The 24,564-nt window shown below is 33.7% G+C and carries 20 protein-coding genes; 4 read left to right on the top strand and 16 right to left on the bottom strand.

Annotation, left to right across the window (positions count from 1 at the left end):
- Positions 1-14 precede the first annotated feature (14 nt).
- Both ACNQF8_RS10555 and ACNQF8_RS10550 read right to left on the bottom strand, forming a co-directional pair.
- Positions 15-1,214, bottom strand: a complete 1,200-nt coding sequence (locus ACNQF8_RS10555) for an LETM1-related biofilm-associated protein (protein WP_417949964.1) — start codon at positions 1,212-1,214, stop codon at positions 15-17.
- A gap of 207 nt (positions 1,215-1,421) precedes the next feature.
- Positions 1,422-2,051 (bottom strand): superoxide dismutase, encoded by a 630-nt coding sequence (locus ACNQF8_RS10550; RefSeq protein ID WP_417951272.1) that lies wholly within the window; start codon positions 2,049-2,051, stop codon positions 1,422-1,424.
- A 444-nt stretch (positions 2,052-2,495) separates the two neighbouring features.
- Between ACNQF8_RS10550 and ACNQF8_RS10545 the strand changes: the two genes are divergently transcribed.
- On the top strand, positions 2,496-3,413 hold the full coding sequence (locus ACNQF8_RS10545; RefSeq protein WP_417949962.1) for a YihY/virulence factor BrkB family protein: 918 nt from the start codon (positions 2,496-2,498) through the stop codon (positions 3,411-3,413).
- Positions 3,414-3,552: 139 nt separating this feature from the next.
- Entirely contained in the window at positions 3,553-3,984 is a 432-nt protein-coding gene (locus tag ACNQF8_RS10540) for an META domain-containing protein (protein ID WP_417949961.1), read from the top strand.
- 91 nt (positions 3,985-4,075) lie between these two features.
- Here ACNQF8_RS10540 and ACNQF8_RS10535 read toward each other — a convergent pair whose 3' ends face one another.
- From ACNQF8_RS10535 to ACNQF8_RS10485, 11 genes are all read right to left on the bottom strand, one after another.
- A complete protein-coding gene (locus ACNQF8_RS10535) occupies positions 4,076-5,881 on the bottom strand; it encodes an acyl-CoA dehydrogenase family protein (protein ID WP_315208030.1) in 1,806 nt (601 codons plus the stop codon).
- A 39-nt stretch (positions 5,882-5,920) separates the two neighbouring features.
- Entirely contained in the window at positions 5,921-7,102 is a 1,182-nt protein-coding gene (locus ACNQF8_RS10530) for an acetyl-CoA C-acyltransferase (RefSeq protein ID WP_315208032.1), read from the bottom strand.
- Positions 7,103-7,182: 80 nt separating this feature from the next.
- Positions 7,183-9,573 (bottom strand): 3-hydroxyacyl-CoA dehydrogenase/enoyl-CoA hydratase family protein, encoded by a 2,391-nt coding sequence (locus ACNQF8_RS10525; protein WP_417953556.1) that lies wholly within the window; start codon positions 9,571-9,573, stop codon positions 7,183-7,185.
- On the bottom strand, positions 9,570-10,061 hold the full coding sequence (locus ACNQF8_RS10520) for a MarR family winged helix-turn-helix transcriptional regulator (RefSeq protein ID WP_417953557.1): 492 nt from the start codon (positions 10,059-10,061) through the stop codon (positions 9,570-9,572). Before ACNQF8_RS10520 ends, ACNQF8_RS10525 begins: the two co-directional genes overlap by 4 nt.
- 137 nt (positions 10,062-10,198) lie before the next feature.
- Positions 10,199-10,585 (bottom strand): hypothetical protein, encoded by a 387-nt coding sequence (locus tag ACNQF8_RS10515; protein ID WP_417953558.1) that lies wholly within the window; start codon positions 10,583-10,585, stop codon positions 10,199-10,201.
- Positions 10,586-10,953: 368 nt separating this feature from the next.
- Positions 10,954-13,470, bottom strand: a complete 2,517-nt coding sequence (locus ACNQF8_RS10510) for a T9SS type B sorting domain-containing protein (protein ID WP_417953559.1) — start codon at positions 13,468-13,470, stop codon at positions 10,954-10,956.
- 389 nt (positions 13,471-13,859) lie between these two features.
- Positions 13,860-14,912 (bottom strand): proline iminopeptidase-family hydrolase, encoded by a 1,053-nt coding sequence (locus tag ACNQF8_RS10505; protein WP_417953560.1) that lies wholly within the window; start codon positions 14,910-14,912, stop codon positions 13,860-13,862.
- A gap of 22 nt (positions 14,913-14,934) precedes the next feature.
- Positions 14,935-16,710: an AMP-dependent synthetase/ligase gene (locus ACNQF8_RS10500; RefSeq protein ID WP_417953561.1), complete on the bottom strand. Its 1,776-nt coding sequence runs from the start codon at positions 16,708-16,710 to the stop codon at positions 14,935-14,937.
- Between the two features lie 184 nt (positions 16,711-16,894).
- Positions 16,895-17,332: a hypothetical protein gene (locus ACNQF8_RS10495; protein ID WP_417953562.1), complete on the bottom strand. Its 438-nt coding sequence runs from the start codon at positions 17,330-17,332 to the stop codon at positions 16,895-16,897.
- 225 nt (positions 17,333-17,557) lie between these two features.
- Entirely contained in the window at positions 17,558-18,154 is a 597-nt protein-coding gene (locus ACNQF8_RS10490) for an HD domain-containing protein (protein ID WP_417953563.1), read from the bottom strand.
- 84 nt (positions 18,155-18,238) lie between these two features.
- Positions 18,239-19,126, bottom strand: coding sequence for a YitT family protein (locus ACNQF8_RS10485; protein ID WP_315208048.1), 888 nt, complete (start codon positions 19,124-19,126; stop codon positions 18,239-18,241).
- 175 nt (positions 19,127-19,301) lie between these two features.
- Here ACNQF8_RS10485 and ACNQF8_RS10480 point away from each other — a divergent pair, with 175 nt between their 5' ends.
- Both ACNQF8_RS10480 and ACNQF8_RS10475 read left to right on the top strand, forming a co-directional pair.
- A complete protein-coding gene (locus ACNQF8_RS10480; protein WP_417953564.1) occupies positions 19,302-19,745 on the top strand; it encodes a hypothetical protein in 444 nt (147 codons plus the stop codon).
- A 98-nt stretch (positions 19,746-19,843) separates the two neighbouring features.
- The gene (locus tag ACNQF8_RS10475; protein WP_417953565.1) at positions 19,844-21,562 is read left to right on the top strand and encodes an adenylate/guanylate cyclase domain-containing protein; all 1,719 of its coding nucleotides are present in this window, start codon (positions 19,844-19,846) and stop codon (positions 21,560-21,562) included.
- An 84-nt stretch (positions 21,563-21,646) separates the two neighbouring features.
- On the opposite strand, the gene ACNQF8_RS10470 is transcribed toward ACNQF8_RS10475, so the two are convergent.
- The 3 genes from ACNQF8_RS10470 to ACNQF8_RS10460 form a co-directional block, all read right to left on the bottom strand.
- Positions 21,647-21,871, bottom strand: coding sequence for a hypothetical protein (locus ACNQF8_RS10470; protein ID WP_417953566.1), 225 nt, complete (start codon positions 21,869-21,871; stop codon positions 21,647-21,649).
- A gap of 132 nt (positions 21,872-22,003) precedes the next feature.
- Positions 22,004-22,708: a carboxypeptidase-like regulatory domain-containing protein gene (locus ACNQF8_RS10465; protein ID WP_417953567.1), complete on the bottom strand. Its 705-nt coding sequence runs from the start codon at positions 22,706-22,708 to the stop codon at positions 22,004-22,006.
- Between the two features lie 174 nt (positions 22,709-22,882).
- Positions 22,883-24,493, bottom strand: a complete 1,611-nt coding sequence (locus ACNQF8_RS10460; RefSeq protein ID WP_315208057.1) for an AAA family ATPase — start codon at positions 24,491-24,493, stop codon at positions 22,883-22,885.
- Positions 24,494-24,564: the final 71 nt, after the last annotated feature.

Here is a 24,564-nt window from a genome sequence, read left to right as displayed (position 1 = left end):
AAGCGGATTTTTTTTTATTCGGTATCCAGATTTTCATTAAAAGCAGAAGGTAATAACGTAGGTATGAATTTGATTAAAATAGGCAACAATAAACTGCCGCCAGGAAGTAAAAATATAGTCAACGAAGGAATGGTTTTACAAATTTCCAACAGTTGTTTTTTGACTTTTTTCTTTTCTTTTTCGTCCAAATCTCTTCGAGTAGAGTAGGCCAATAAAACCATTAATTCTTTGCTTTGCACAATTTCCTTTATCAATCTATTTTTATTACGGCTTATAAGCGTAACAACACTTTGAGTCGTTTGATCGTAAAAATGCTTGACAGGATTTGAATAGTTGAAATACGGTATTTCTTTTTTATGTTTCGTTATAAAAGCATCGGTACTTTCTATACTTTGTTTTACAAAATCATCTGAAACCGATACTGTTTCAGCCAGTGAATGTAAAAAATAGGCCTCATTGTTTTCAATTTTGCCATCGCTCCATAAAGCCATTCCGGCAATATCTATCAAATAATATTGTTCTAATTCATTCGTGAAATAATCCAATTGAAGTGTTTCCAGACTTTGTACAGAGATTCGGGAAAATTTGCTGTAACGTATGGAGGCTTCAAAAAGTTTTATTAATAAATCATCATATTGCGATTTTTTAGATTTAATTTTTAAAGCCAGCGTCACAATATTTACAATTGTTTCTTCAATTTTCTTCAGGTATTTTTCTGGAATTTCACCATGTATTAAGTATTGGCGAAAAGCCAAGACATCTATAAAAAGTAACGCATTAGTTACCAGATGGGAGAAATTTTTACTGATAATACTATCGTTCGTTTGAACACGTTGATCAATTATTTTTTCGAGTGTTAAGGAAAGAGAATTTTTAGGCAGTATTTTTTTTAACAAACTAAAACCTTGAGGATTCATTTGGTTGTAAAAAGCAACCGTTTGTTTAATGAAATTTTCAGAACTGATTTCGTCATTGGTCAAACAAAAAATACCGTATAAAGTATTTAATAATGCAACTTTAGAAATTTCTTCTTTGAACCAACCTTTGGTTTCAATTGTGTTTACGGTGTCAAATGTGATTATGTGCCCATAAATAAATCCAGTTTCTCTAACTTTTTGATAAAATGTATCAGTAGTTTTAGAAACCGTTTTCTCTGAAATTTTTTGTTCAATAAAAAATTTATCTATCCAACCTGATGCCGAAGGGTTAATCATTGCTTTAATTTGAAGGTACAAAGCTATACTTTTTTGCGGTAGTTTAACCTTGTGTTTTTTAGTTTAACACAGATTCTACAATTAATTAGTGTTGTTTTTTTAGTTTTAAACAAGATAAATTTAATTGTTATAATTTTGATGCCTAGAAAATGTATTTGTATAATTTAAAGCCCTGAATTACATTGAAAACAGGGCTTTTATAGGTATTTAAGAATTGAATAAAACTTCAGCTGCATCCCAATTTACTACATTCCAAAAGGAAGCAATATAATCGGCTCTGCGGTTTTGATTTTTTAGATAATAAGCGTGTTCCCAAACGTCTAAAGCTAGGACAGGTTTTCCTTTTAATCCTTTACCACGCAAACTCATCAATGGATTGTCTTGATTTGCCGTTGAACCAATAACTAATTTTCCATCCTGAACTACTAACCAAGCCCAACCGGAACCAAATCGTTTCATGGAAGCATCACTGAATTGTTTTTTGAATTCATCAAAAGTACCAAAAGTAGCAGTTATTGCTTCTCCTAATTTACCTTTTGGAGTACCGCCGCCATTTGGTTTCATTAAACTCCAAAATAAGCTGTGATTGTAATGTCCGCCACCATTATTACGAATAGCTTCTGGAAATTTCGACATTTTTCCGAAGATACTTTCTAATGATTTAGAATGTTCTACTAAATTTTTATCCAAAGTTTCTATCGCTTTGTTCAAATTTGTCACATAAGCTTGATGGTGTTTGCTATAGTGAATTTCCATTGTTGTTTTATCAATATGTGGCTCTAAAGCATCATAAGCATATGGTAATTTAGGAAGACTATAGTTTCCTTGAAAATCCATAGTGTCTAATTCCAAGATTTGATTTTCTAATTTTAAAGGGTTTTCAGAGGCAAATGCTGAATTAAATAAGCTAGAGCCAATAATTGTACCTGTTGAAAGTATTGCTGTTTGTTTTAAAAAATTTCTTCGTGTATTATTATTTTCCATAGGTTGAAAATTTATCCTAAAAAGGTGATTAAAGTAGGACCTAAATTTAAACATTTAAAGATAGGGATGGGTTAATAAAGACTTAAAATTTGCTTCGCTTTTTGTTTCCAATATATTTAAAACATCTTAATGCGTATAGGAATTATGTAAAATTCATTTCAAATTTGTATAAAATATCTTTGTAATTTTGAAAACATCCGCAAATAGAATAGCCTTAAAAAGGGATTCTGTTTTTGTAAATAAATGAAAATCAGAATATCTGAATCTTTTCGTTATAAAGAACATAAAAGTATCAAAATGAAACATAGAGAAATTGCTCTGACGAGCTGGAGTTTACTCAAGCGTACCTATCAGGAATTTGATGATGACAATGCTATAAAATTAAGTGCCTCATTATCTTATTATACTATATTTTCATTACCACCATTGTTAATTATTATTTTGTCCATTTTTAGCTTTTTCTTTGGAAGAGAGGCAGTTACGGGAAGATTCTTTGGACAAATTAATGGTATGGTTGGGAATGAAGCAGCAATTCAAATTCAAGAGACAATTAAGAATATAGAACTTTCTGACAGTAATACATTTGCGGCTATTTTTGGAGGGATTATGTTGCTGATTGGAGCTTCGGGTGTGTTTGCTGAAATCCAAAGTTCCATTAATTTTATTTGGGGCTTAAAAGCAAAACCCAATAAAGGGATTATGAAATTTATTAAAAATAGACTGATGTCATTTTCCATGATTGCTTCGGTTGGTTTTTTACTGATGGTGAGTTTAATGGTCAATACAGTGATGGATGTTATCAACACGCGATTACTGGTTTATTTTCCTGATACTACGGTTTATATATTTTATATTTTCAATATATTAATCTTGTTTGCAACAACGACCATGTTGTTTGCTATTATTTTCAAAACCCTGCCAGACGGAAATATTGATTGGAAAGATGCCTTAATAGGATCCAGTTTTACTTCTTTTTTCTTTATGTTTGGTAAGTTTGCTATTGGGTTTTATTTAGGAAGTTCAACTGTAGCGACTGTGTACGGTGCTGCGGGATCAATCATAATTATTTTAATTTGGGTGTATTATTCAGCTATAATCTTATATTTTGGAGCTGAATTCACTAAAGTATATGCTAATGCACATGGTAATAAAATTATCCCAAATGGGTATTCTGTAGCAATTAAGGTGGAAGTAGTAGAGGTGAAAAAAAAATAAATTCATACCTGATTTTAAAGGTTTGATATTTTTAATATATTTTTTTTGTAGGACTCTTTTTTGTGTTTTTTTTGAAAACCGCATATTGGCAATGTTTTTGCATTGTTTTTTAAAAATATAAAAATTAAAAATGGATCACATGAGAAAAATAATTCTGTCGCTTACGATTATATGTTTAGCATTTATTTCTTGCAATGCAGGTAAAACAATCACGGGTAAAACAGCTTCACTTGAAGGAACTTGGGAATTGAATTACATTACAGGGCCCAGGATTGCTTTTGGAGGATTATATCCAAACAAAAAGCCGACTATAGTTTTTGATTTGAAAGAAAACAGAGTTTCGGGTAATGCTAGTTGTAACAGTTATAGCGGAAAATTAAATGTGGATGGAAATAAAATCAGTTTCAAAGATCCAATTGCAATGACTAAAATGATGTGTATGGATATTCAAGGTGAGGATGTTTACATGTCAGCACTAGAAAAAATTGATTCTTACTCCATTTCAGAAGATGGAAAAACTTTAAATTTTATCATGGGCGATATCGCTATGATGCGTTTTGAGAAAAAATAAATTTTAGAATTTTATATAAATAAAAAAACCGTCTTGTTTTCAGGAACAAGGCGGTCTTTTACAAATAAAATTACTAAAAACTATCTTCTAATTAAAAACAATATTCATTTTCAGCCACTAATTTAGAAGTGATTATTTCTCTCAATCCTACAATATTTGGCATGTTGGTGTATTTAGTAAAACGACGTAATCCCATTAACATCATACGTTGTTCATCACCTTCAGCAAAAGAGATCACACTTTCTTTTCCTTTTTGAGTAACGATATCTACCGCTTTATATAAGTATAATTTTGCCATAGCAATTTGCTCTTGTATTTTAGCTTCTCCCTCTTTTTTGGCTAATTTTTCAGTTCTAAGAATAGTACTTTCAGCCATATAGATTTCGATTAAAATATCCGAAGCTGCCATCAATAATTGTTGGTGTGAATCTAAATCTGGGCCGTATTTTTGAACAGCTCCACCGGCAACCATTAAGAATGCTTTTTTCAATTTGCCAATCATTTCTTTTTCTTCTGCAAATAATTCAGAATAATCAGGAGTTTCAAAAGATGGAATTCCCATTAATTCTTCTTGCACTTTTGATGCAGGTCCAAGTAAATCAACGTGACCTTTCATTGCTTTTTTGATCAACATTCCTACTGAAAGCATTCTGTTGATTTCGTTTGTACCTTCGTAGATTCGAGCAATACGAGCATCTCTCCAAGCACTTTCCATAGGCGTATCTTCAGAGAATCCCATTCCACCAAAGATTTGAATTCCTTCATCAGCACAGTTTTGTACATCTTCAGAAACCGCTACTTTTAAGATAGAACATTCGATAGCAAATTCCTCAACACCTTTCAATTCTGCTTCTTGATGTGAAGTACCTTCAGCTTCACGAGCTGTAATTCTGTCTTCAATATTTTTTGCTGCTCTATAAGAAGCACTTTCACCAGCATAACAGCTTGTTGCCATTTCCGCTAGTTTTGCACGAATAGCACCAAACTGAGAAATTGCAGTATTGAACTGGATTCTTTCATTTGCATATTTCACTGAACCTGAAATAACTCTTCGTTGTGCGTCCAAACAAGCAGCCGCCAATTTGATACGACCTACGTTCAAAGCATTCATAGCAATTTTGAAACCGTTTCCTCTTTCTGACAGCATGTTTTCAACAGGAACTTTCGTTTCGTTGAAGAAAACCTGACGTGTAGAAGAAGCACGAATTCCTAATTTATGTTCTTCTTCACCCATAGAAATTCCATTGTCTGGAGTGTTTTCAAGGATAAAACCGGTGATGTTTTTGTCATCGCCAATACGGGCAAAAACGATAAACAAAGAACAAAATCCTGCATTCGAAATCCACATTTTTTGTCCTGTGATTTTGTAATGTGTTCCATCTTCTGATAAAACGGCTTTAGTTTTTCCAGAATTAGCATCTGATCCTGCGCCCGGTTCTGTTAAACAATACGCACCAAACCATTCGCCAGAAGCTAATTTAGGAACGTATTTTTGTTTTTGTTCTTCAGTTCCGTATAAAGTGATTGGCATTGTTCCAATTCCGGTATGCGCTCCAAAAGCAGTCGAGAAAGATCCCGTTGCTCCCGAAATATAATCACAAACCAACATTGTTGATACAAATCCCATTCCTAATCCACCATAAGCCTCAGGTACTGCAACTCCTAAAAGTCCTAAGTCTCCGGCTTTTCTCATGGTTTCTTCTGTATAGGCGTAATCTTTTTTCTCAAAACGATCTTTATGTGCCCATAATTCTTTGTCTACAAACTCTTTTACAGAGTCACGCATCATTAATTGCTCTTCTGAAAAATCTTCTGGAGTGAAGATATCTTCGCATTTTGTTTCTTTTACCAAAAACTGACCGCCACGGGTTACGTTTTTTTCGATTGTATCTGCCATTTTTTTATTTTTTTATATGTTTTTTATTAAATTATAAGCTTACAAAAGTTCGTAAATCCCAGCACTTCCTTGCCCAGTTCCTACACACATACTCACAATTCCGTATTTGCTTCCTCTGCGTTGCATCTCGTCGAATAATTGAACAGACAATTTTGCTCCGGTACAACCTAGTGGGTGACCTAATGCAATCGCTCCACCATTGACATTGATAATATCAGGGTTTAGATTTAATTCTCTCGTTACTGCTAATGCTTGTGATGCAAAAGCTTCGTTTAATTCAATTAAATCAATATCATTTAATGTTAATCCTGCTTGTTTCAATGCTTTTGGAATTGCTTTTACCGGTCCAATACCCATGATTCTTGGTTCCACTCCAGCTGATGCAAAGTTTACCAAACGGGCAATAGGAGTAAGGTTCAATTCTTTGACCATTTCTTCGCTCATGATTAGAACAAATGCTGCTCCATCACTCATTTGAGAAGAGTTTCCTGCAGTTACACTTCCGTTCGCTTCAAAAACCGGTCTTAAACCAGCCAAAGCTTCTACAGAAGTTCCTGCTCTAGGACCTTCATCTTTATTTACGATATACGATTTAGTTTCTTTTTTACCATTTTCATTGATAAACGTTTGTTCTACCGTAATAGGAACAATTTGCTTGTCAAATTTACCTTCGGCTTGAGCTTTTAGGGCTTTCATGTGTGAGTTATAAGCAAACTCATCTTGGTCTGCACGAGAAACATTGAATTGTTGGGCAACAGCTTCCGCAGTTAATCCCATTCCCCAATAGTAATCTTCGTTACCCGCTTTTGCAACAGCATAATCCGGAGTAGGCTTGTAACCTCCCATTGGAATAAAACTCATGCTTTCAGCACCACCGGCAATGATACAATCCGCCATTCCAGACTGGATTTTGGCAGTAGCCATACCAATTGTTTCTAATCCTGACGCGCAATAACGATTTACGGTTACACCAGGAACATCTTCGATTTTCAATCCCATCAAAGAGATCAATCGTCCCACGTTTAGTCCTTGTTCTGCTTCCGGCATCGCATTTCCTACCATCACGTCGTCAATACGTTTTTTGTCGAAATCAGGCAACTCATTCATCATAAACTGAATCGTTTCTGCTGCTAATTCATCAGGACGTTTAAATCTAAACACTCCTTTTGGAGCTTTCCCCACGGCTGTTCTGTATGCTTTAACTATATAGGCTGTTTTCATAACTATTATTTTGAATTTTGAAGTCTAAATTTTAAATGAAGTTCATTCGTAATTTATAATTCATAATTTATAATTTAAAATTAATTGCGAAGCGGTTTCCCTTTCGTTAACATAAACTGTATTCTTTCTAATGTTTTTCTTTCTGTGCAAAGTGACAAGAAAGCTTCACGTTCTATATCTAATAAATATTGTTCAGATACTAATGTCGCTTCAGACAAATCACCACCAGCCATAACATAAGCTAGTTTATTTGCAATTTTAAGATCGTGTTCTGAAATGTATTTTCCAGCAACCATTTGATTTGTTCCTACTAAGAACATTCCCAAAGCTTGTTTTCCTAAAACTTTTACATCAGTTCTACGGATTGGTTGTGTATAACCAGCTTCTGCCATTAATAAGGCATGTTTCTTCGCTTCTGCAATCTGACGATCTTTGTTTACAACCACAATATCTTTACCGTGTTGTAAAAGTCCAGTATCAAAAGCTTCATAAGCCGAAGTGGATACTTTTGCCATAGCGATAGTCATGAAATATTCTTGTAAAACATTCAATTCCACATCGTTTTTACGGAATAAATCAGAAGCTCTCAAAGCCAATTCTTTCGAACCACCACCGCCAGGAATAACCCCAACACCAAATTCAACCAATCCCATGTAGGTTTCTGCAGCAGCAACCACTTTATCAGCATGCAAACTCATTTCGCAACCACCGCCAAAAGTCATTCCGTGAGGAGCAACTACAACAGGGATTCCAGAATATCGCACACGCATCATCGTGTCTTGGAACATTTTGATGGCCATATTCAGCTCATCGTATTCTTGCTCGACTGCCATCATGAATATCATTCCGATATTGGCACCAACAGAGAAATTCGCTGCTTGATTCCCAATAACTAAACCTTGGTATTCTTTTTCAGATAAGTCAATCGCTTTATTGATAGCGGCCAAAACATCGCCACCAATCGTATTCATTTTAGATTGGAATTCTAAATTCAAAATTCCGTCTCCTAAATCTTGTATAATCGCTCCGCTATTGCTCCACACTTTTTTGCTTTCGCGAATGTTGTTCAGGATGATAAATGAATCCTGTCCAGGAACTTTAGTTTGTGATTTTGTAGGGATATTGTAGAAAAAAGTTGCTCCTTCTTTAATAGAGTAAAAACTAGAACTTCCAGAAGCTAACATATCATTTACCCAAGCAGCTGGTTCAAGACCTTCGGCTTTCATGATTTCGATTCCTTTGGCAACACCAATTGCATCCCAAATTTCGAAAGGACCATTTTCCCATCCAAAACCGGCTTTCATAGCATCGTCAATTTTATATAATTCATCTGATATTTCAGGAATTCTGTTCGAAACATAAGCAAACATGCCAGAAAAACTTTTTCTGTAAAATTCTCCCGCTTTGTCTTTTCCTTTTACCAAAACTTTAAAACGGTCAATTGGTTTATCAATCGTTTTTGTCAGTTCCAAAGTGGCGAAAGAAGCTTTTTTAGCAGCACGGTATTCTAAAGTATCTAAGTCCAAAGACAAAATGTCCTTGTCTACTTTTTTATAAAAACCTTGACCTGTTTTGCTTCCTAACCATTTGTTCTCCATCATTTTATTGACAAATTCTGGAAGTTTAAATAACTCGTGTTGTTCGTCATTCGGGCAGTTTTCATAGATTCCATTGGCAACATGTACCAAAGTATCCAATCCAACTACGTCAACGGTTCTGAAAGTAGCCGATTTTGGTCTTCCAATAACTGGACCAGTCAATTTATCCACTTCTTCAATCGTCAATCCCATTTCTTTTACCAAATGAAACAAACTCTGAATCCCGTAAATCCCGATTCGGTTCCCAATAAACGCCGGAGTATCTTTGGCCACGACCGAAGTTTTACCCAAGAATTTTGAACCATAATCAGTAAGGAAATCCAAAACTTCTGTTGAAGTTTGCGGACCAGGAATGATTTCGAATAATTTTAAATAACGCGCAGGGTTAAAAAAGTGTGTCCCGCAGAAATGCTTTTGGAAATCCTCGCTTCTTCCTTCACTCATAAAGTGAATTGGAATACCAGATGTGTTTGAAGTCACCAAGGTTCCCGGTTTTCTGAATTTTTCAATTTGTTCAAAAACCATTTTTTTGATGTCCAAACGTTCTACTACAACCTCAATAATCCAATCCACAGCAGCAATTTTTGCCATGTCATCGGTAGTATTTCCAGTAGTGATTCTGCTGGCAAATTTCTGACTGTAAATAGGGGACGGTTTCGATTTCAGGGAATTAGCCAAATGCTCGTTCACCAATCGGTTTCTTACGATTTTGCTTTCTAAAGTTAGTCCTTTTTTAGCTTCCGCTTCGGTAAGTTCTCTTGGAACAATGTCCAACAGTAACACTTCAACTCCAATGTTGGCAAAATGGCAGGCAATACCTGAACCCATAATTCCGGATCCTATTACTGCAACTTTTTTAATTGTGCGCTTCATACTTCGTTTGTATTTGTTTTTTCAGTTTGCTCCGCCAGTTCGCTGGCGTTCGTGTGATTAAATATATTTTTGTCTAGAATTAATTCGTTGATGGTTTCAGCTACTTCAATAAAATGTTGTAGCTTTTCCTCAGAGATATGTTGTTTTACCGTGTCATTGAACTTTAATACGGTGTTCTTAGACAATTCTCTTTTTTCTTTACCAAAATCAGTTAAGTAAATCAATACGCCACGACCATCTTCAGGATTTTTCTTTCGGATGATTAATCCTTTTTCCTCCATAGATTTTAAGGTTCTGGTTAAGCTGGTGGCTTCCATTCCCATTTTTGGCCCCAAAGAAGTTGAAGGAGTTCCACCTTCTTTATCAATACTCAACAAAGCAAAACCTGTGGCCATGCTCGCATCATATTTTGAAGCTTCTTCATTATACATTCTGGCTACTGCTTGCCAGGTGGCACGTAAAATATAATCTATTGTTTTATCTTTCATATGTAACTATATCGATTTCAAATATAATAAAAAAAATACTATGCATGCATAATATATTGAAATATTTTTTTGAAATTTTTTGTTTAAACTAAAAAACTCCCCATAAAATGAGGAGTTTACTGGTATGCTTTTATATTTTATTTTAGTTTTCCATTCACTAGAGCAATTACTGCACCTACTAAAGCGGCCATTACAACTGTAATTGCAACATCTAACCCTATAGTTTGATAATTGATTGCAGATGTCATAGAATTCATAAAGAAATTAGTGTACAGTGATATGAATAATCCAATAACCGCACCGGCTTTAAAACCGGAAGCTACATTCGAAATTCCGGCCCATTTCGTAAAAATATACGATACGAAAAATCCAAAAGTCATGCATCCTAAAAATATGAATAGTATGTTCTCATTTCCATCAGTAGGGAATGAGTTTTTAAATAGGATTCCGTAAAACAACCATCCTAAAAGAAATTGGACGATACCACCCGCAATACCTGAAACTAAAAAAAATTTTACATTCATAATGTTTGGTTTTATTGGTTAACATAATAAAGGTATTAAAAAATAATAAAATAATAGATAAGGTATTAAAAAACAGTCAACTATGAAATAGTTATCAATCTAAAAGCGTTAGATGCTATTTATTTTGGGCGTGTCCCACAGTCTCGACCATAAAGACGAGACTGTGGGTCGGGCTGTCCGTTGTATCTTTTATTCCGCTGGCTACATAAAAGGATGCCACTTCAATCCCTCACGCGAATCGTGCATTGAAGAATGATTTGGGTTTTTTAGTTTATAATTGTTGAAAGGAATAAATTAAAATTTATTAAGGTTATGGATTCCGAATTGGAATTTTTTTGCGAAAAAGTAATTATAGGTTATAATGTTTATTATCGCTTTAATGCAAAATGACCTTTTAGGACCCTACCATCATCAATGTTAGCAACAAACCAATAATCAGTAGCAGGTAAAGGATAACCGTTATAAGTACCATCCCAGCCTTCGCTTGAAGCATCTGAGAGCTCTTTTATTAATTTACCGTATCGGTCAAAAATTTTTACTTTTGAATTTTTGAAGAAAAGTTCATTTATTCCTTTTATTGTCCACTTATCATTGTATCCATCTCCGTTAGGAGAAAAGTAAAGGGGGGCACCGATTAAAGCAACAGTTTTTGAAACAACACCACAGCCATTTTTATCGTTTACATAGACCGTGTGAATACCCGGTTCCACATTTTCAAAAACATTAGAATCTTGAAAGTTGCCTGTTGGATTATCAAGACTATATTCAGAATTTTCCATCCCTGATGCCAAAACGGTTACAGTATTGTTTTCAGTTAGATCAGATATTATCACTTTCTCTATTGTGATTTTTTTAGAATATACAACTGTATTGGTTCTAGTATTCTCACATCCTGTTGTTTTGTTTTTTACGTTGCAGGTGTAAATGCCCTCCTCATTTATGTTTAGGTAATATTCCTGCTCAGACGGTATCAATTGATTGTTACGAAACCATTCATAGCTGAATTGTGATGGAGAACCTGACAGCAAACCAGCATTGAGTTGTATAGGGTCATTATTTTCAGAACAAATTATTTCATCATGATTTGGTTCAATATCTGGCAAGGCCATTACTATAATAGTCATTGTTGCAGTAGTGGTACACAATCCACTGTTTGGTGTAAAAGTATAGGTGGTTGTAATCGAGTTATTTAAAGAAGGTGACCAGGTTCCTGTAATGTTATTGTTTGAAGTAGTAGGTAATGCAGGTATTATTTCTCCTGAACAAACTGGCATTACCGGAGTAAATATTGGGATTATATTTGAATTTACGGTAATGGTCATGGTGGCAGTGGTGGCGCACAAACCAATTGTAGGTGTAAAAGTGTAAAGTGTTGTATTGGTATTATTTATTGCAGGTGACCAACTTCCTGAAATACCATTGTTTGAAATAGTTGGTAGTGGTTGAAGTATTGTTCCTGGACAAATATCATTTTGCGGTGTAAAAGTTGGTATTATTGGGGTATTAATTGTAACAGGGACCATCGTTCTTTCACTTTCAATTCCTCCCACGGTTTGGGAAACATAGTAAGTTGTTGCTTCTAAAATACTAGTTGTAGCTAGAGGTGTGGTACTTGAGGAGGTTGAATACCACTTCAAATTAGCACCTAATGCAGTTAAATTTGAAATAGTTGCGTTATAGCAAACTGACTGTGCCGAAGCTATCGGAGGTAATAAATTGTTGTTTAAACGGATTATAATATTAGTAGGGATACCATCATAAGTAGTAAACTGACCTCCAATAATAACTTTTCCATCAGACTGTATTGCAGAAGAAGTAACGTTAAAACCCGCACCGCTATCTAAAGTAGACGTTGTTGTAATTGGAGGAAATGTTAGGTCTAAACTTCCATCTACATTCAAACGGGCTATATTATTTCTTACTGTACCGTTAAAATTATCAAACCATCCACCGATTATAATTTTACCATCGGGTTGATGAGTCATTGTTGAAATACTACCAATCAATTTAACTCCACCGTTATCATGTGTCAGATTCAAACCTAGATTAAAACTAGTATCGATACTACCATCTGTATTGAAACGTATAATATTATTTTTCCCGGAACCATTAAAATTCAAGAATTGACCTCCTAAAATAATTTTCCCATCGGGTTGAAGCAACATACTTTCCACCTGATCATTTGTACTACCAATATTGAAACTAGAATCCAAGCTCCCATCGGCATTTAAACGTGCAATCCTACCATTAGTATAATTAAAACTTCCAGCAATTAAAATTTTACCATCCGGTTGAATAAGTGTGCGCTCAATCCAATTTGTAGGGATTATACCAAGGTTAAATGTAGTATCTAAACTTCCGTCAGTATTCAAGCGAGCCATTCTGTTGATAACTGATCCGTTGTAGGTATATAGATAACCACCAATAATAATTTTTCCATCACTTTGAAGAGAAATATTTAGTATATCATCATTTGGACCTTGGCCAGGGTTAAAGCTTGTATCAATACTTCCATCTGAATTCAAACGGGCTATTCTGTTTATTTGTGTGCCGTTATAATTATAGAATTCGCCTCCAATGATAATTTTTCCATCCGGCTGTAATACTATGGCTTTTACAGTGTCATTTGCTCCAGTACCAGTGTTAAAACTCATATCTAAACTTCCGTCAGGATTCAAGCGAGTTAAATTTAGGACCCATTTACTGCTTGTAGAATAAAATGAACCACCTACAATAATTTTTCCATCCGGTTGTATAATTGTAGAATAAATAATTCCATAAGTTATTGCACTTGGACCATTATCAAAAGTATTGTCTAAACTTCCAGGCTGGGCAAAAAGAAGGGAAGAAAACTGCAATAAAATCAGTAAAATAATGTTTCTCATTTTTTAAGTCATGTACTTTAAAATTGATTCAGGAATTTTTCAAATCCACTAAATTTTTTGTTTTACATTAAAAAAAAAATAATTTTTTTGATAACCTAAAAAAAGCGTAAACTTAAACTTATTAATTTATTTAAAAAACAGAACCCATTAAATTTTTATTGTTTAATAAGTTCTAAATATGTAGACTCTTTTACTATTTTTCTTTGATTACGGTTATAAATTTTTAAGCGACGTCTTATTGACAACTATGCAAAAAAATGGATTGTATAGAAAATGGATTATCCTTAAAATGTAAGGTTTTAAATAGTAGAGAGGTGTTTTATTGGGAAGACCAAATTAATACTTGTACATAGAAATAGTTTCTAAATATTATTTTTGATTAAAGGAATTTACTCTTTTCTGAACTCCCCACTATCCACATCTTTCAAGAACTTGATCACGCCCGGAAAATAGGTTTTGGGGTCATCATACTGTGAAAGGTGACTTCCGTTAGGACAAAACAAGAAACGTCCGTTTTGAACTTCGTTAGCAATCCATTTCATGTGTTCTGGATCCATGGTGTCGTATTTAGAGCCAATACTCAATGTAGGAACCGTCAGGGTTTTTAGTCTGGCTTTGACATCCCAATTTTTAAGAGTCGCGTTTCCAGTAATGCCAAATTCACTGTGCCCTTGCATATACACATATACATTAGGATTAATGTGCTTGAAACATCTGTTGATAGATTCTGGCCATTTCTCCAGAGGCATTCTCAAAACATGTTCGGTGTAGTAATATTTGAACAGTAATTCGCTGTATTTTGGATTATCAAAATCATTATTATTCTCGATATCCTGCAATTGTTTAAGGATTTTTGGATCCATTTGCGGTGCCAGAACGTCTTTTGCGTAAGCATTATATTCCGCTGCACTCGCCATCATATTAGAGATAATCAAGCCTTTTAGGTTCTTTTGGTATTTCAAAGCGTATTCCATTGCGAGGATTCCGCCCCAAGATTGTCCCATCAGGTAAAAATTAGAACTGTCTAAGCCTAATGCGATGCGTACTTGCTCAACTTCTTCTACAAAACGTTCATTGGTCCATAAACTGTTGTCATTAGGTTGGTCGCTGTAATACGAACCCAACTGGTCGTAATAGATGTATTCAATGCTTTCGTTGGGGAAATACCCATCAAAAGATTCATAGAGTTCGTGCGTCAATCCCGGTCCACCGTGTAAGAGCAACACCTTTATTTTTGGATTGTTGCCCACTCGTTTTGTCCAAACGTTGAAAGTGCCTTTAGGCGTTTTAATTGGAATCATTTTGATACCGCCAGTCAGCTGGTCATCCCGTTTGGAAAAGTCTAAATAATTTGCCTTTATGGAATCTTCCTTTGGTTTTTCTTCACAATTAGAAAAAAAGAACACGCTTATAACGGAGCAAATCAAGACTTTTAGTTTCATAACGGAACAGTTTTTTTAAAGGCTAATTGTAGATTTTATGGAACAAATCAATATATTTCTCCATCACTATTTTTCGTTTCAGTTTTAGAGTAGGAGTAAGCTGTCCGCCTTCAATAGACCACACGTCAGGTGTAAGTTCAAAACGTTTTATCTTCTCCCAATTTCCAAATTTTTCATTTAGGCTATCTATTTCTTCTTGAATTCTGGCAATAACTTTTTCGTTTGAAACAATTTCTTCATTGCTTTTTCCAACATCAATTCCATGGATAACGCCCCATTCTTTAATAAAATCAAAACTTGGTTGAATGAAAGCTGCCGGCATTTTTTGTCCGTCACCAATCACCATTATTTGTTCAATGAAACGGGATTGTTTCATCGTATTTTCAATTAACTGTGGAGCAATATATTTTCCTCCGGAGGTTTTGAACATTTCTTTTTTACGATCTGTAATTTTCAAGAATCCTTCTTGGTCAAAAATTCCGATATCACCAGTGTGGAAATAGCCGTCAGTAATTACTTCATTAGTTAGCTTTTCATCTTTGTAATAGCCCATCATTACGTTTGGTCCTTTGCAAAGGATTTCACCGTCTTCTGCAATTAGCACTTCGACATTATCAATTACTTTACCCACAGTCCCCACTTTGAAACCATGATTTCTAATATCGTTAACGGATATTACCGGAGAAGTCTCGGTTAAACCATATCCTTCCATTACTGGAATTTCTGCTGCAGCAAATATTCGAGCCAATCGTGGTTGTAAAGCGGCACTACCTGATACCATTAAATCAAGATTGCCACCCAAACCTTCTTTCCATTTGCTAAAAATAAGTTTGCGAGCAATTTTGAGTTGGAACTCATACCAAAAACCATTTTTACCATAAGGTTCATAACGCAATCCTAAATCTATCGCCCAAAAGAATAAACTCTTTTTGATACCTGTCAACTCTGTACCTTTGGCGTAAATTTTATCGTATACTTTTTCTAAAAGTCTTGGAACGGCAGTAATTACCGTTGGTCTTACCTCTTTTAGATTATCACTAATTTTATCAATTGATTCACCAAAATATACCGAAACTCCATAATATTGGTATAAATACAAAATCATTCTTTCGAAAATATGACAAATAGGAAGGAAACTTAACGCACGGCTTTTTCCTGCTTCAAAAGGAATTCTGGAAGCACTGTCCAATACATTTGAGACAATGTTTTTATGCGAAAGCATAACACCTTTTGGTCTTCCGGTAGTTCCCGAAGTATAAATTATAGTTGCTAAATCTTCTGTTTTTACATTGTCTTTACGAATTTCAACTTCGCTTTGATTTCCAGTATCAACACCTTGAATTAGTAATTCGTTCCAGTTTTTACAACCTTCAATTTCGTTGAACGAATAGACTTCTTTGACATTAGGAATTTTATTTCTAATCAAATTTACTTTGCGCAGTACTTCGGCATCCGATACAAAACAATATACGGCACCGGAATGATTCAGGATATATTCATAATCATCTTCGGAAATTGTTGGGTAAATGGGAACGGTTTGCGCACCAGTTTGCAACACACCAATATCCATAATATTCCATTCGGTTCTATTATTAGTAGAAATAATGGCAATTTTATCGTCTTTTTGAACGTTCATTTTCAAGAGCGCCCTCGAAACTGCATTGGCTTTAGCAATATATTCTTGAGTAGAAGTTTTTATCCAAACCCCATTGTGCTTTGTTGTTAAAGCATCTGGAATTGAAGTATATTTATCTTGTTGATAATAGGGAAAATCAAAAAGTCTGGTTATAGAAGTCATTATTCGAATGTTGAATTGACTCGCAAATTAAATAAAAATTAATAATAATTATTAATTTTCAAAAATTAAATGGAAAATTAAACCAGAATTTTTCCATTTTACGAAATCGTTTTCTTGAAATGAAGTTTAAGAGGCTGATTTTAAGCCAAAATTTTACTTTCGGATGAATTTACTAATATATAGTTTACTCTACATAATCTTTGCTTCTGTCTCCTAAAATAAACATTTTCTTTTTTTGAAAATGGATGGAAAAATGAGCATTTGTCCAGTCTTCTGTTGTTTCTATTTCTGAGTTTGTCTCTTTGTTTTTATACCAAAGTGTGTATACCGCATAGTTAAAGCCTTTTTCGTATTTTGGAGTACCGTTTTCAAAACATTCCATTCCCCAAATGATTGTAGTTTTTGATAAATCCAATATCTGAAAAATGCCGGTTCCATCTGGATCTAATTGTACGATAGGTTCTGTAAGACCTTCAAAAAGATAGGTTCCCGTTATAGGATAATCAATGTTTGTGGTAATGTAATGGATTCCGTCTTTGGCGGCGATTTTTTCAACGTTCTGGGTATAAGAATGCGTTACAGATAGAAAAAAGATGAAAAATAGTAAATTAGGAGATTTCATAAATTAGGGTTAAATGTACAGATAATATGTAAATCTAGTTATTCGTATTTTTTTGCGCAAATAATAACCTATTAAAAATGTAGACAACGGAGTTGTTCCTATTTTAAATCATTTTTGACAGGAAAAACTTCATCAGCGAATGATATTATTCTCTCATAATTATTTTTAGACATGCATGTAAAATAAAATTACTGCCATTATTTATGAACTACAACTAAGTCTATTTTATCCCTTTTCTAATTTTCTTTGTTTAATTAGTTGTTTAAGATTCTTCTCTTTTACTGCAGTTCTATTATGAATGCAATAATCGGTATGATAAAAGTGCGATTGAAGAAAATTAATTTGCATCTCGTTCCAATCTTCCAAGGTGAGATTTGGATTATAATGTTTCAATTCCAGATAGAGTTTATTTCTTATGCGCTCAAAATTATCTGTCCCTAAGTTTTCGACATCGGCATCTGCAAGGATGCATTCTAATTTGGTTTTTGGTTTTTGAGGTAATGCAGTTGCTCTTATCATACCGGCTATGATTTCAATTTCTTTTTTGGTGTATCCAAATTCCGGTAACTTTTTTTCAGCAAACCGAATGCTTTCTTCTTCATGCCCTTCATTAACTCCGTTGATAAATCCGGCATCATGAAACAAGGCGGCAGTTTTAATAAGCAGAATATTTTCCTCAGTTATATTTTCTTGTTGTGCGATATATTCCGATGCTTCCAGCACATGTTGCGTGTGTTTCCAATGGTGATAAATGAGAAAAGGAGACAATTGTGTTTTTAAACAATCCATGACATTGGTATACAAAAGATTCCAGTTTTTCATATTTACAGCTACAATTAAATTTTAAAATAAGGTGCACACCATGAAGGTATCTTTGTGAGAAGCCCATTTCATGGATTTCAGATATTAGTGTTTTTGTTTGTTTCTTAGAATTCCGCCGCTGGCTTCTTTGATATATTGGATAAACATAAAAGCATTGGGGTCTATTTTTTTTATCTCATCTTTGATTCTAAGCAATTCAAGTCGTGTTACGACTGTGATGATAATGTCACAGTCAGTTCTTAAATCGAAAGTATCAGGTAAGTAACCCCGTTCCCCTTTAATTATTGTGATTCCTTTCCCAAATTTTTTCACAATCAAAGATTTAATAATTTCACTTTTGGATGAAATGATATGCAAGGAAGTATATTGTTCCAAGCCATGCGTGATATAATCGAGTGATTTTATAGCTGAAAAATAAGTGACAATAGAATACAATGCTGTCCCAATGCCAAAAGACCAGGCTGCAGCCAAAAATAATAAGGTATTCATCCCAAAGATAACTTCGGATACGTTGAGTCCAATTTTTCGGGTAGTCAATAAAGCTAAAATTTCTACACCATCAGCAGTGGAGCCGCTCCGAATACACAATCCCATCCCGATACCTATTAGGCAACCGCCAAACAACGCAATCAAAAGACGATCTGTGGTAACAGCATCAATATCAATAAAAGTCATACTTGCGGCGAGCAATAAAAAAGTTATCAAACTTTGTATGGCAAATGTTTTTCCCAATAGCTTTTTTCCTAAAAACAAGAACGGTATGTTTAAGCCTAAAACAAGAATTCCAAATGGCAGATGAGTGATTTCATGAGTGAGTATCGAGATGCCTATAATACCGCCATCCAAAAATTTATTGGGTATCATAAATCCTTTTAATGCCAATGTAATGAATACTACACCCACTAAATTTAGAATAATATTTTTTGGATGAAATATTTCTTTCCAGTCAATTGGTTGGTGTTCAATATTCATAAGAATGAATTTGGATTAAAATCCTTTAAATATACTACTTTATTTTAAAAATATATATTATATTTACCTTATAATTAGATTGTTACCTCCAAATCTTGATTTCTTGGTTTCCCCAGCCATTTTTAAATTAATAGTTTTCTGAATCAGAATTTATTAACCTTTAAATATAGTAATCATGGCAAAGCCTGTTGTAATCACGTTGACTGTTCAAGCAGCAACTCTTTATGGAATGAATGATCCATCACAACCTCAAATTGATAGCTGTTGCAGATTATCCGATGATAATTCCGGAAGGTCTCAAAATGGAACTTTAGAAGATTTTAAATCCTATGTGTTTATCAATAATAATGTAAAGTGGGTTGGTGTTTCAAGAGATTCTGGATATTCTGTGGCAATCGATAGTATTGATTATGAGTCCAAATCCAATGACGTTAATTTTTTTGATAATGCTACTATTTATGGATCGGGAGGAAGGTCTGGAAACGCATCTGCCAATGTCAAAAACGACCCTAATTTAATCAATCAGTTGGATATTTATAACATCAATTTTAGTGTTTATGATTCCGGTAATTTGTTTAAAACATTTAGTATTGATCCCAAATTAGCCATAAATCCCTAATGCAATTGAGTTTTAAATATTCTTTTAAAGTCTCTCTTTTTGTTTTTTTTGTGCACTTAAGTATTTTAGCCCAGGAGCAAAAAGTTGCGGACAGCCTTGTGAAAATTTATCAAAGAGGGAATATTGAAAATGCTGAAAAATTAGAATTACTTAGGAATTTATCTTTTAATGAAGTGAATAATCTCAGGTTGTCCTTAAAATATGCTGAGGAACTTATTGCGCTGTCAAAGTTAGAAAATAACTATTTATACCTGCACAGAGGATATTTTCAAAAAGGAAATAAGCTCAGACTTATAGGAGACTTAAATAAATCTTTAGACGCTTTTTTTAAAAGTGAAGCAGCAGCCAGCAAAGCAAAATATAGTGCGGGTCAAGGAATGGCTTATTCCTCTATTGCCGATGTATATTCGGTTATGGGGAATTCTAAAAATGCTTATTTATATTACAACAAAGCCATTGAATTATTGAGAAATACGGATAATTTTATAGGTCTGGCGTCAGCTTTATTAAATGCAGGAGATGAATATTTTAAAAACAAGAAATATGATTTAGCATTAAGGAATTTTAAAGAGTCCGGTGAAATCTTCAAGAAAGCTGATTACTTAATTGGTACTGCCTATAATTTAGGAAATATAGGAATGGTATATGCTGAGCAGGGAAAGGATGTTTTGGCTATGAAATATATAAGTAAAGCCATAAAAATTCTGGAAGAACTAAAGGATTATTATGCAATTTCAGATTACCTGACCTACATGTCAGCTATTTATTTAAAACAAAATAACCAGGCTGTTGCGCTCAATTATGCGCAGAGAAGTCTGGAGCTAGCTCAAAAATATGGTTTAAAAGACCAAATAAGTAATTCAAATCTCAAACTTTCAGAACTGTATCAAATATCCGGAAATCCCGTCGAATCCTTTAAGCATTACAAGAATCATATTATTTATCGGGATAGTGTCACTAATCTTAAATCGGTTCAGCAAATGGCTGATTTGCGAACGAATTTTGAGGTTTCCCAGAAACAAATTGAAGTTGATTTACTCAATCAAGGAAAAAAAAACCGACAAATTATTGTCATTTCCTCTACCATTTCCTCTGGATTGGTTTTTTTACTCGCTTTCGGGATGTTTAGACGGTATAAATTCATAAAGAAAACCAATGTCATTATTGAAGAAGAAAAGAATCGGTCAAACAGCTTATTGCTAAATATTCTTCCTGAGGAAACCGCTCAAGAGCTAAAGCAAAATGGTAAAGTACTCGCTAAAAGGTTTGAATCGGTTACTGTATTATTTACCGATTTTGAGGCATTTACCCAATATGCAGAAAAACTACCGCCAGAAAAATTGGTAGAAAGTGTGGACTATTATTTCTCGAAATTTGATGCAATCATGGAAAAGTATGATTTAGAAAAAATCAAAACAGTAGGTGATTGTTATATGTGCGCAGGAGGTTTGCCATTTTCAACAGAAGATCATGCTTATAAAATGGTAAAAGCGGCTTTTGAAATTGCCTCTTTTGTTAAGGATTCAAAAAATAATAATCCACTAAATGAAACCCGTTTTGAAATTCGCATCGGGATCAATTCCGGTCCGGTGGTAGCAGGAGTAGTTGGAACCAAGAAATTTGCGTACGACATTTGGGGAGATACAGTAAACATTGCTTCTCGCATGGAATCTAATTCAGAACCCGGGAAAATTAATATATCCGAAAACACGTATAAACTGATTAAGGATATTTTTGATTGTGATTATAGAGGTGAAATTGAAGTAAAAAATCGAGGGATGATGAAAATGTATTTCGTAAACAATCCTAAAACATAAAGCGATAGTAATTGTTTCAGTCAGAAATCCTAATATTGACTTTCTGAGTAGAATTTGTAAAACTGTGCTAACGATTGTGGCAGATCAGCGCGGTAGTATAGGAATTCCTATCCAATGCATAACAAGCATTATTGCAACTGTTATTCCGAAACTACATAAACAAAGAATTCGCCAATACGTAGATCTTCCATACCCATATTTCCAAACTTTTTCGCCAGTTTCTTTTCTGTTTTCTTTCAAAGTAAATTTCGAAAGAATGTAAGTTGAAGCAGCAAAAATTAATATTGCAATAATCCAAAATTTCATCATAAACGATTCTTTTGTTAAAGTTATAAATTTACGAGTTTTTTTTCTTAAAATAACCAACATATAACCCTCTCAAAAGTTGTGAATAACTTTACGATGCTTTACATAGGAGTAGCTGTTAGTGGCTGGTATTCTCTATTTGAATAGATTTCCAATTCTTGTAAAAATATTTTTTTTCTTAGTTTTGACAATTATAACTTCCCCCATTAATACATCACTTAAAATCATTTCTATTTTTAGGTTGTTTTTTGTTTTAAAAACTTCTACTTCTTTTGAATCCATTCCTATATAATTAAAGACAAGAACAACTTTATCTTCAAAATCTTCAATTGGAATTTTAATTTTAAAGTCTCCAGCAAAATTTGATTGTACAATATTTTTTGTTCCTTTTTGAATAATATTGACTCCTGGAATAGGGTAGGTGTTCTCATTATTATTTCTAGGCTTCTCCATTATTTTGCCGTAAAACGTAGTAAACTCATCTGAGCTTTTTTGTTTCAGTTCATCCTTTGATTTATTTTCAATAATTTCTGTTTTTGATTTTTCATTTTGGGAATAAACAGCTGTTGATAAAAACAAAGATGAAAAACCAAGTAGTAATCCAATTCGATGAAAACGATTTGTTTCTAATAGGTTTATCTCTTTATCAATTTGATTTGGTGAAAACCTTCCACAAATTTTTTTACTTTCATTTAAACTTTTCAAAAGTTGATTATCGGAATAATATTGGTAATTAATTACTTCTTTTCTACAATTTGAACAAAACATACCTCTTTCTGTTGGAGTCATTTTACTCCAATTTTCATTACAAGGTTTAGGGATTTTAATTGTATATTTCATCAACTTTATAGGTTCATTCTGCGTAACACTTGCCACCAACGTTCCGCCGCTTGGCGAGGTTGCGAACTTCGTAACCGTTTATTTTCCACTAAATATAAAATTTCTTGCGGAACGCAAACGTGAATTTACCACAAAATTCGCAATCTTGCCAAACGGCTGTTATAGGCTGCCCGTTTATTCTCTATTGAATATACAACGTTCAAGTTCTTTATAAACTTCCATATCTTGAGTAACATATTCTGATAAAGTTAGTTTAAAGCTTTCTGCACTTACGCTTGCAGTGATGCCACAAAAATTTCTTATTCTATTTGTTTCATCTTTTATGTTATCGTCAATTATGTTTGTTACAAACTTATCATACTCAGTTTCGTTAAATGTTAAATTATTTGCATTGCAAAAATCAATTAAGACTTCTTTGTCAAAAAGATAATTTTCAATTTCCCATCTTTTCATAATTCTGAAATAATTGGGATTAGTTTTTAAGTATACTTGTCTATCGTTTTCGTCATTTTTTCTGCCAGATGAAACATCTCTGTCTTTAAAAACAAAAATTTCTATATCGGAAAAAACTTTTGTCAAAATTGCCAGCGCAACTTCGCTTCTTTGGTCTAGTTCTGTATTGCCACCACTTGAAATAAATAATGTATCGTGATATTTTTCTCCAAAAATATTATTGAAAACTTTAGCATCAAATCCTTTCTCTTGGCCATTCGCACCAGGTCGGTCTTTACCCTCGCAGTAAACGATACGTCTTGGACTAACCAATCCTGTTAAATCGTCTAATGCAGTTTCAAATATTTCTTTCCATTTTGCTAAAGACTTTTTAATTGGTAAAAGTATCTGCGGAGTAGATGCCCAATTAATCCCTTTTCTAAATTGGATTATCTGACAATCTTCTTTTAAATCTTCTTGCAATGCTCTTAAAAAACCAATACTATGTGTTGTAATCCATATTTGACAGTTCTCACCAACTAATTTATTTATTTCAAGCAACAATTTTTTCTGAATAGATGTATTAATATGCAGTTCGGGTTCGTCAATTAAAAAAACTGTATCGTTGTATTCATCTTGTCTTAAATATAGATCTAATAAAATATCGACAACTTCCTTTTCGCCAGACGATAGAACATTAAACTCAAATTCTTTTGGATGGTCTTCTTTTTTAAAATATAAAGTTCCTTGACTTGCTTCAATATCACCAATACTAATTATTTCTAGGTCAAGACAATTTTTAAGTGAATTGTTTAAATCTCCAATTATTTTAGTTTTAGCCTCACTTGGCTTACAGTCAGTTTGATTTAAATATTTATTAAATTTTATGTAAAGTCTTCTGTAATTTTCAACCATTTTATCATCTAAATCAGAAGAAGTTGAAGCTCCGTAATTATTAAGTCTAATTTCTGATGTTGCTTGTGATTGAGTTACTTTTAAAGCGTTGTTATAACGGTATGGGCTTCTAAAAGAGAAAATAGTATTTTCTTTTCCCAATTGTTGCCTTTCTCGCCTAATAGTTTGATAGTTATTTGTTGTGAAGTCAACTATAATATTTTGCCAGTCATAATTTGGCGTTTGGGTCATTGAATGATAATTATGGTCTTTAGAGTCTTTATTTCCTAATAATCCATGAACATTGTTCAAGTAGAGTAAACCGTCTAAAACACTACTTTTTCCACAACCATTAGGTCCCACAAGCGCAATTATTCTTTTAGGGTCATCTCCTAAGTCTATTGTCAAATCATGGAATCTTTTGTAACCATTTTTTAATTGTATTTTTCTAATTCTCATTTTTTTAATTTGTATCGATGTTGCGTTAGGTTCTTGAATTCTATGCGGTTGTTTTCGGGTTGCCTATAACT

The sequence above is a fragment of the Flavobacterium labens genome, from assembly GCF_048286755.1.
Lineage (GTDB): Bacteria > Bacteroidota > Bacteroidia > Flavobacteriales > Flavobacteriaceae > Flavobacterium.
The sequence above is the reverse complement of the archived record's forward strand: the minus strand, read 5'-3'. Positions and strand labels throughout refer to the sequence as shown.

What these genes read in the sequence shown, in the direction of transcription:
- ACNQF8_RS10530 (WP_315208032.1), bottom strand. Translation starts at nt 7,102, where the DNA reads ATGAAAACAGCCTATATAGTTAAAGCATACAGAACAGCCGTGGGGAAA.
- ACNQF8_RS10465 (WP_417953567.1), bottom strand. Translation starts at nt 22,708, where the DNA reads ATGAAATATACAATTAAAATCCCTAAACCTTGTAATGAAAATTGGAGT.
- ACNQF8_RS10505 (WP_417953560.1), bottom strand. Translation starts at nt 14,912, where the DNA reads ATGAAACTAAAAGTCTTGATTTGCTCCGTTATAAGCGTGTTCTTTTTT.
- ACNQF8_RS10490 (WP_417953563.1), bottom strand. Translation starts at nt 18,154, where the DNA reads ATGAAAAACTGGAATCTTTTGTATACCAATGTCATGGATTGTTTAAAA.
- ACNQF8_RS10540 (WP_417949961.1), top strand. Translation starts at nt 3,553, where the DNA reads ATGAGAAAAATAATTCTGTCGCTTACGATTATATGTTTAGCATTTATT.
- ACNQF8_RS10495 (WP_417953562.1), bottom strand. Translation starts at nt 17,332, where the DNA reads ATGAAATCTCCTAATTTACTATTTTTCATCTTTTTTCTATCTGTAACG.
- ACNQF8_RS10535 (WP_315208030.1), bottom strand. Translation starts at nt 5,881, where the DNA reads ATGGCAGATACAATCGAAAAAAACGTAACCCGTGGCGGTCAGTTTTTG.
- ACNQF8_RS10470 (WP_417953566.1), bottom strand. Translation starts at nt 21,871, where the DNA reads ATGATGAAATTTTGGATTATTGCAATATTAATTTTTGCTGCTTCAACT.
- ACNQF8_RS10510 (WP_417953559.1), bottom strand. Translation starts at nt 13,470, where the DNA reads ATGAGAAACATTATTTTACTGATTTTATTGCAGTTTTCTTCCCTTCTT.
- ACNQF8_RS10485 (WP_315208048.1), bottom strand. Translation starts at nt 19,126, where the DNA reads ATGAATATTGAACACCAACCAATTGACTGGAAAGAAATATTTCATCCA.
- ACNQF8_RS10460 (WP_315208057.1), bottom strand. Translation starts at nt 24,493, where the DNA reads ATGAGAATTAGAAAAATACAATTAAAAAATGGTTACAAAAGATTCCAT.
- ACNQF8_RS10545 (WP_417949962.1), top strand. Translation starts at nt 2,496, where the DNA reads ATGAAACATAGAGAAATTGCTCTGACGAGCTGGAGTTTACTCAAGCGT.
- ACNQF8_RS10525 (WP_417953556.1), bottom strand. Translation starts at nt 9,573, where the DNA reads ATGAAGCGCACAATTAAAAAAGTTGCAGTAATAGGATCCGGAATTATG.
- ACNQF8_RS10480 (WP_417953564.1), top strand. Translation starts at nt 19,302, where the DNA reads ATGGCAAAGCCTGTTGTAATCACGTTGACTGTTCAAGCAGCAACTCTT.
- ACNQF8_RS10555 (WP_417949964.1), bottom strand. Translation starts at nt 1,214, where the DNA reads ATGATTAACCCTTCGGCATCAGGTTGGATAGATAAATTTTTTATTGAA.
- ACNQF8_RS10500 (WP_417953561.1), bottom strand. Translation starts at nt 16,710, where the DNA reads ATGACTTCTATAACCAGACTTTTTGATTTTCCCTATTATCAACAAGAT.
- ACNQF8_RS10550 (WP_417951272.1), bottom strand. Translation starts at nt 2,051, where the DNA reads ATGGATTTTCAAGGAAACTATAGTCTTCCTAAATTACCATATGCTTAT.
- ACNQF8_RS10520 (WP_417953557.1), bottom strand. Translation starts at nt 10,061, where the DNA reads ATGAAAGATAAAACAATAGATTATATTTTACGTGCCACCTGGCAAGCA.
- ACNQF8_RS10515 (WP_417953558.1), bottom strand. Translation starts at nt 10,585, where the DNA reads ATGAATGTAAAATTTTTTTTAGTTTCAGGTATTGCGGGTGGTATCGTC.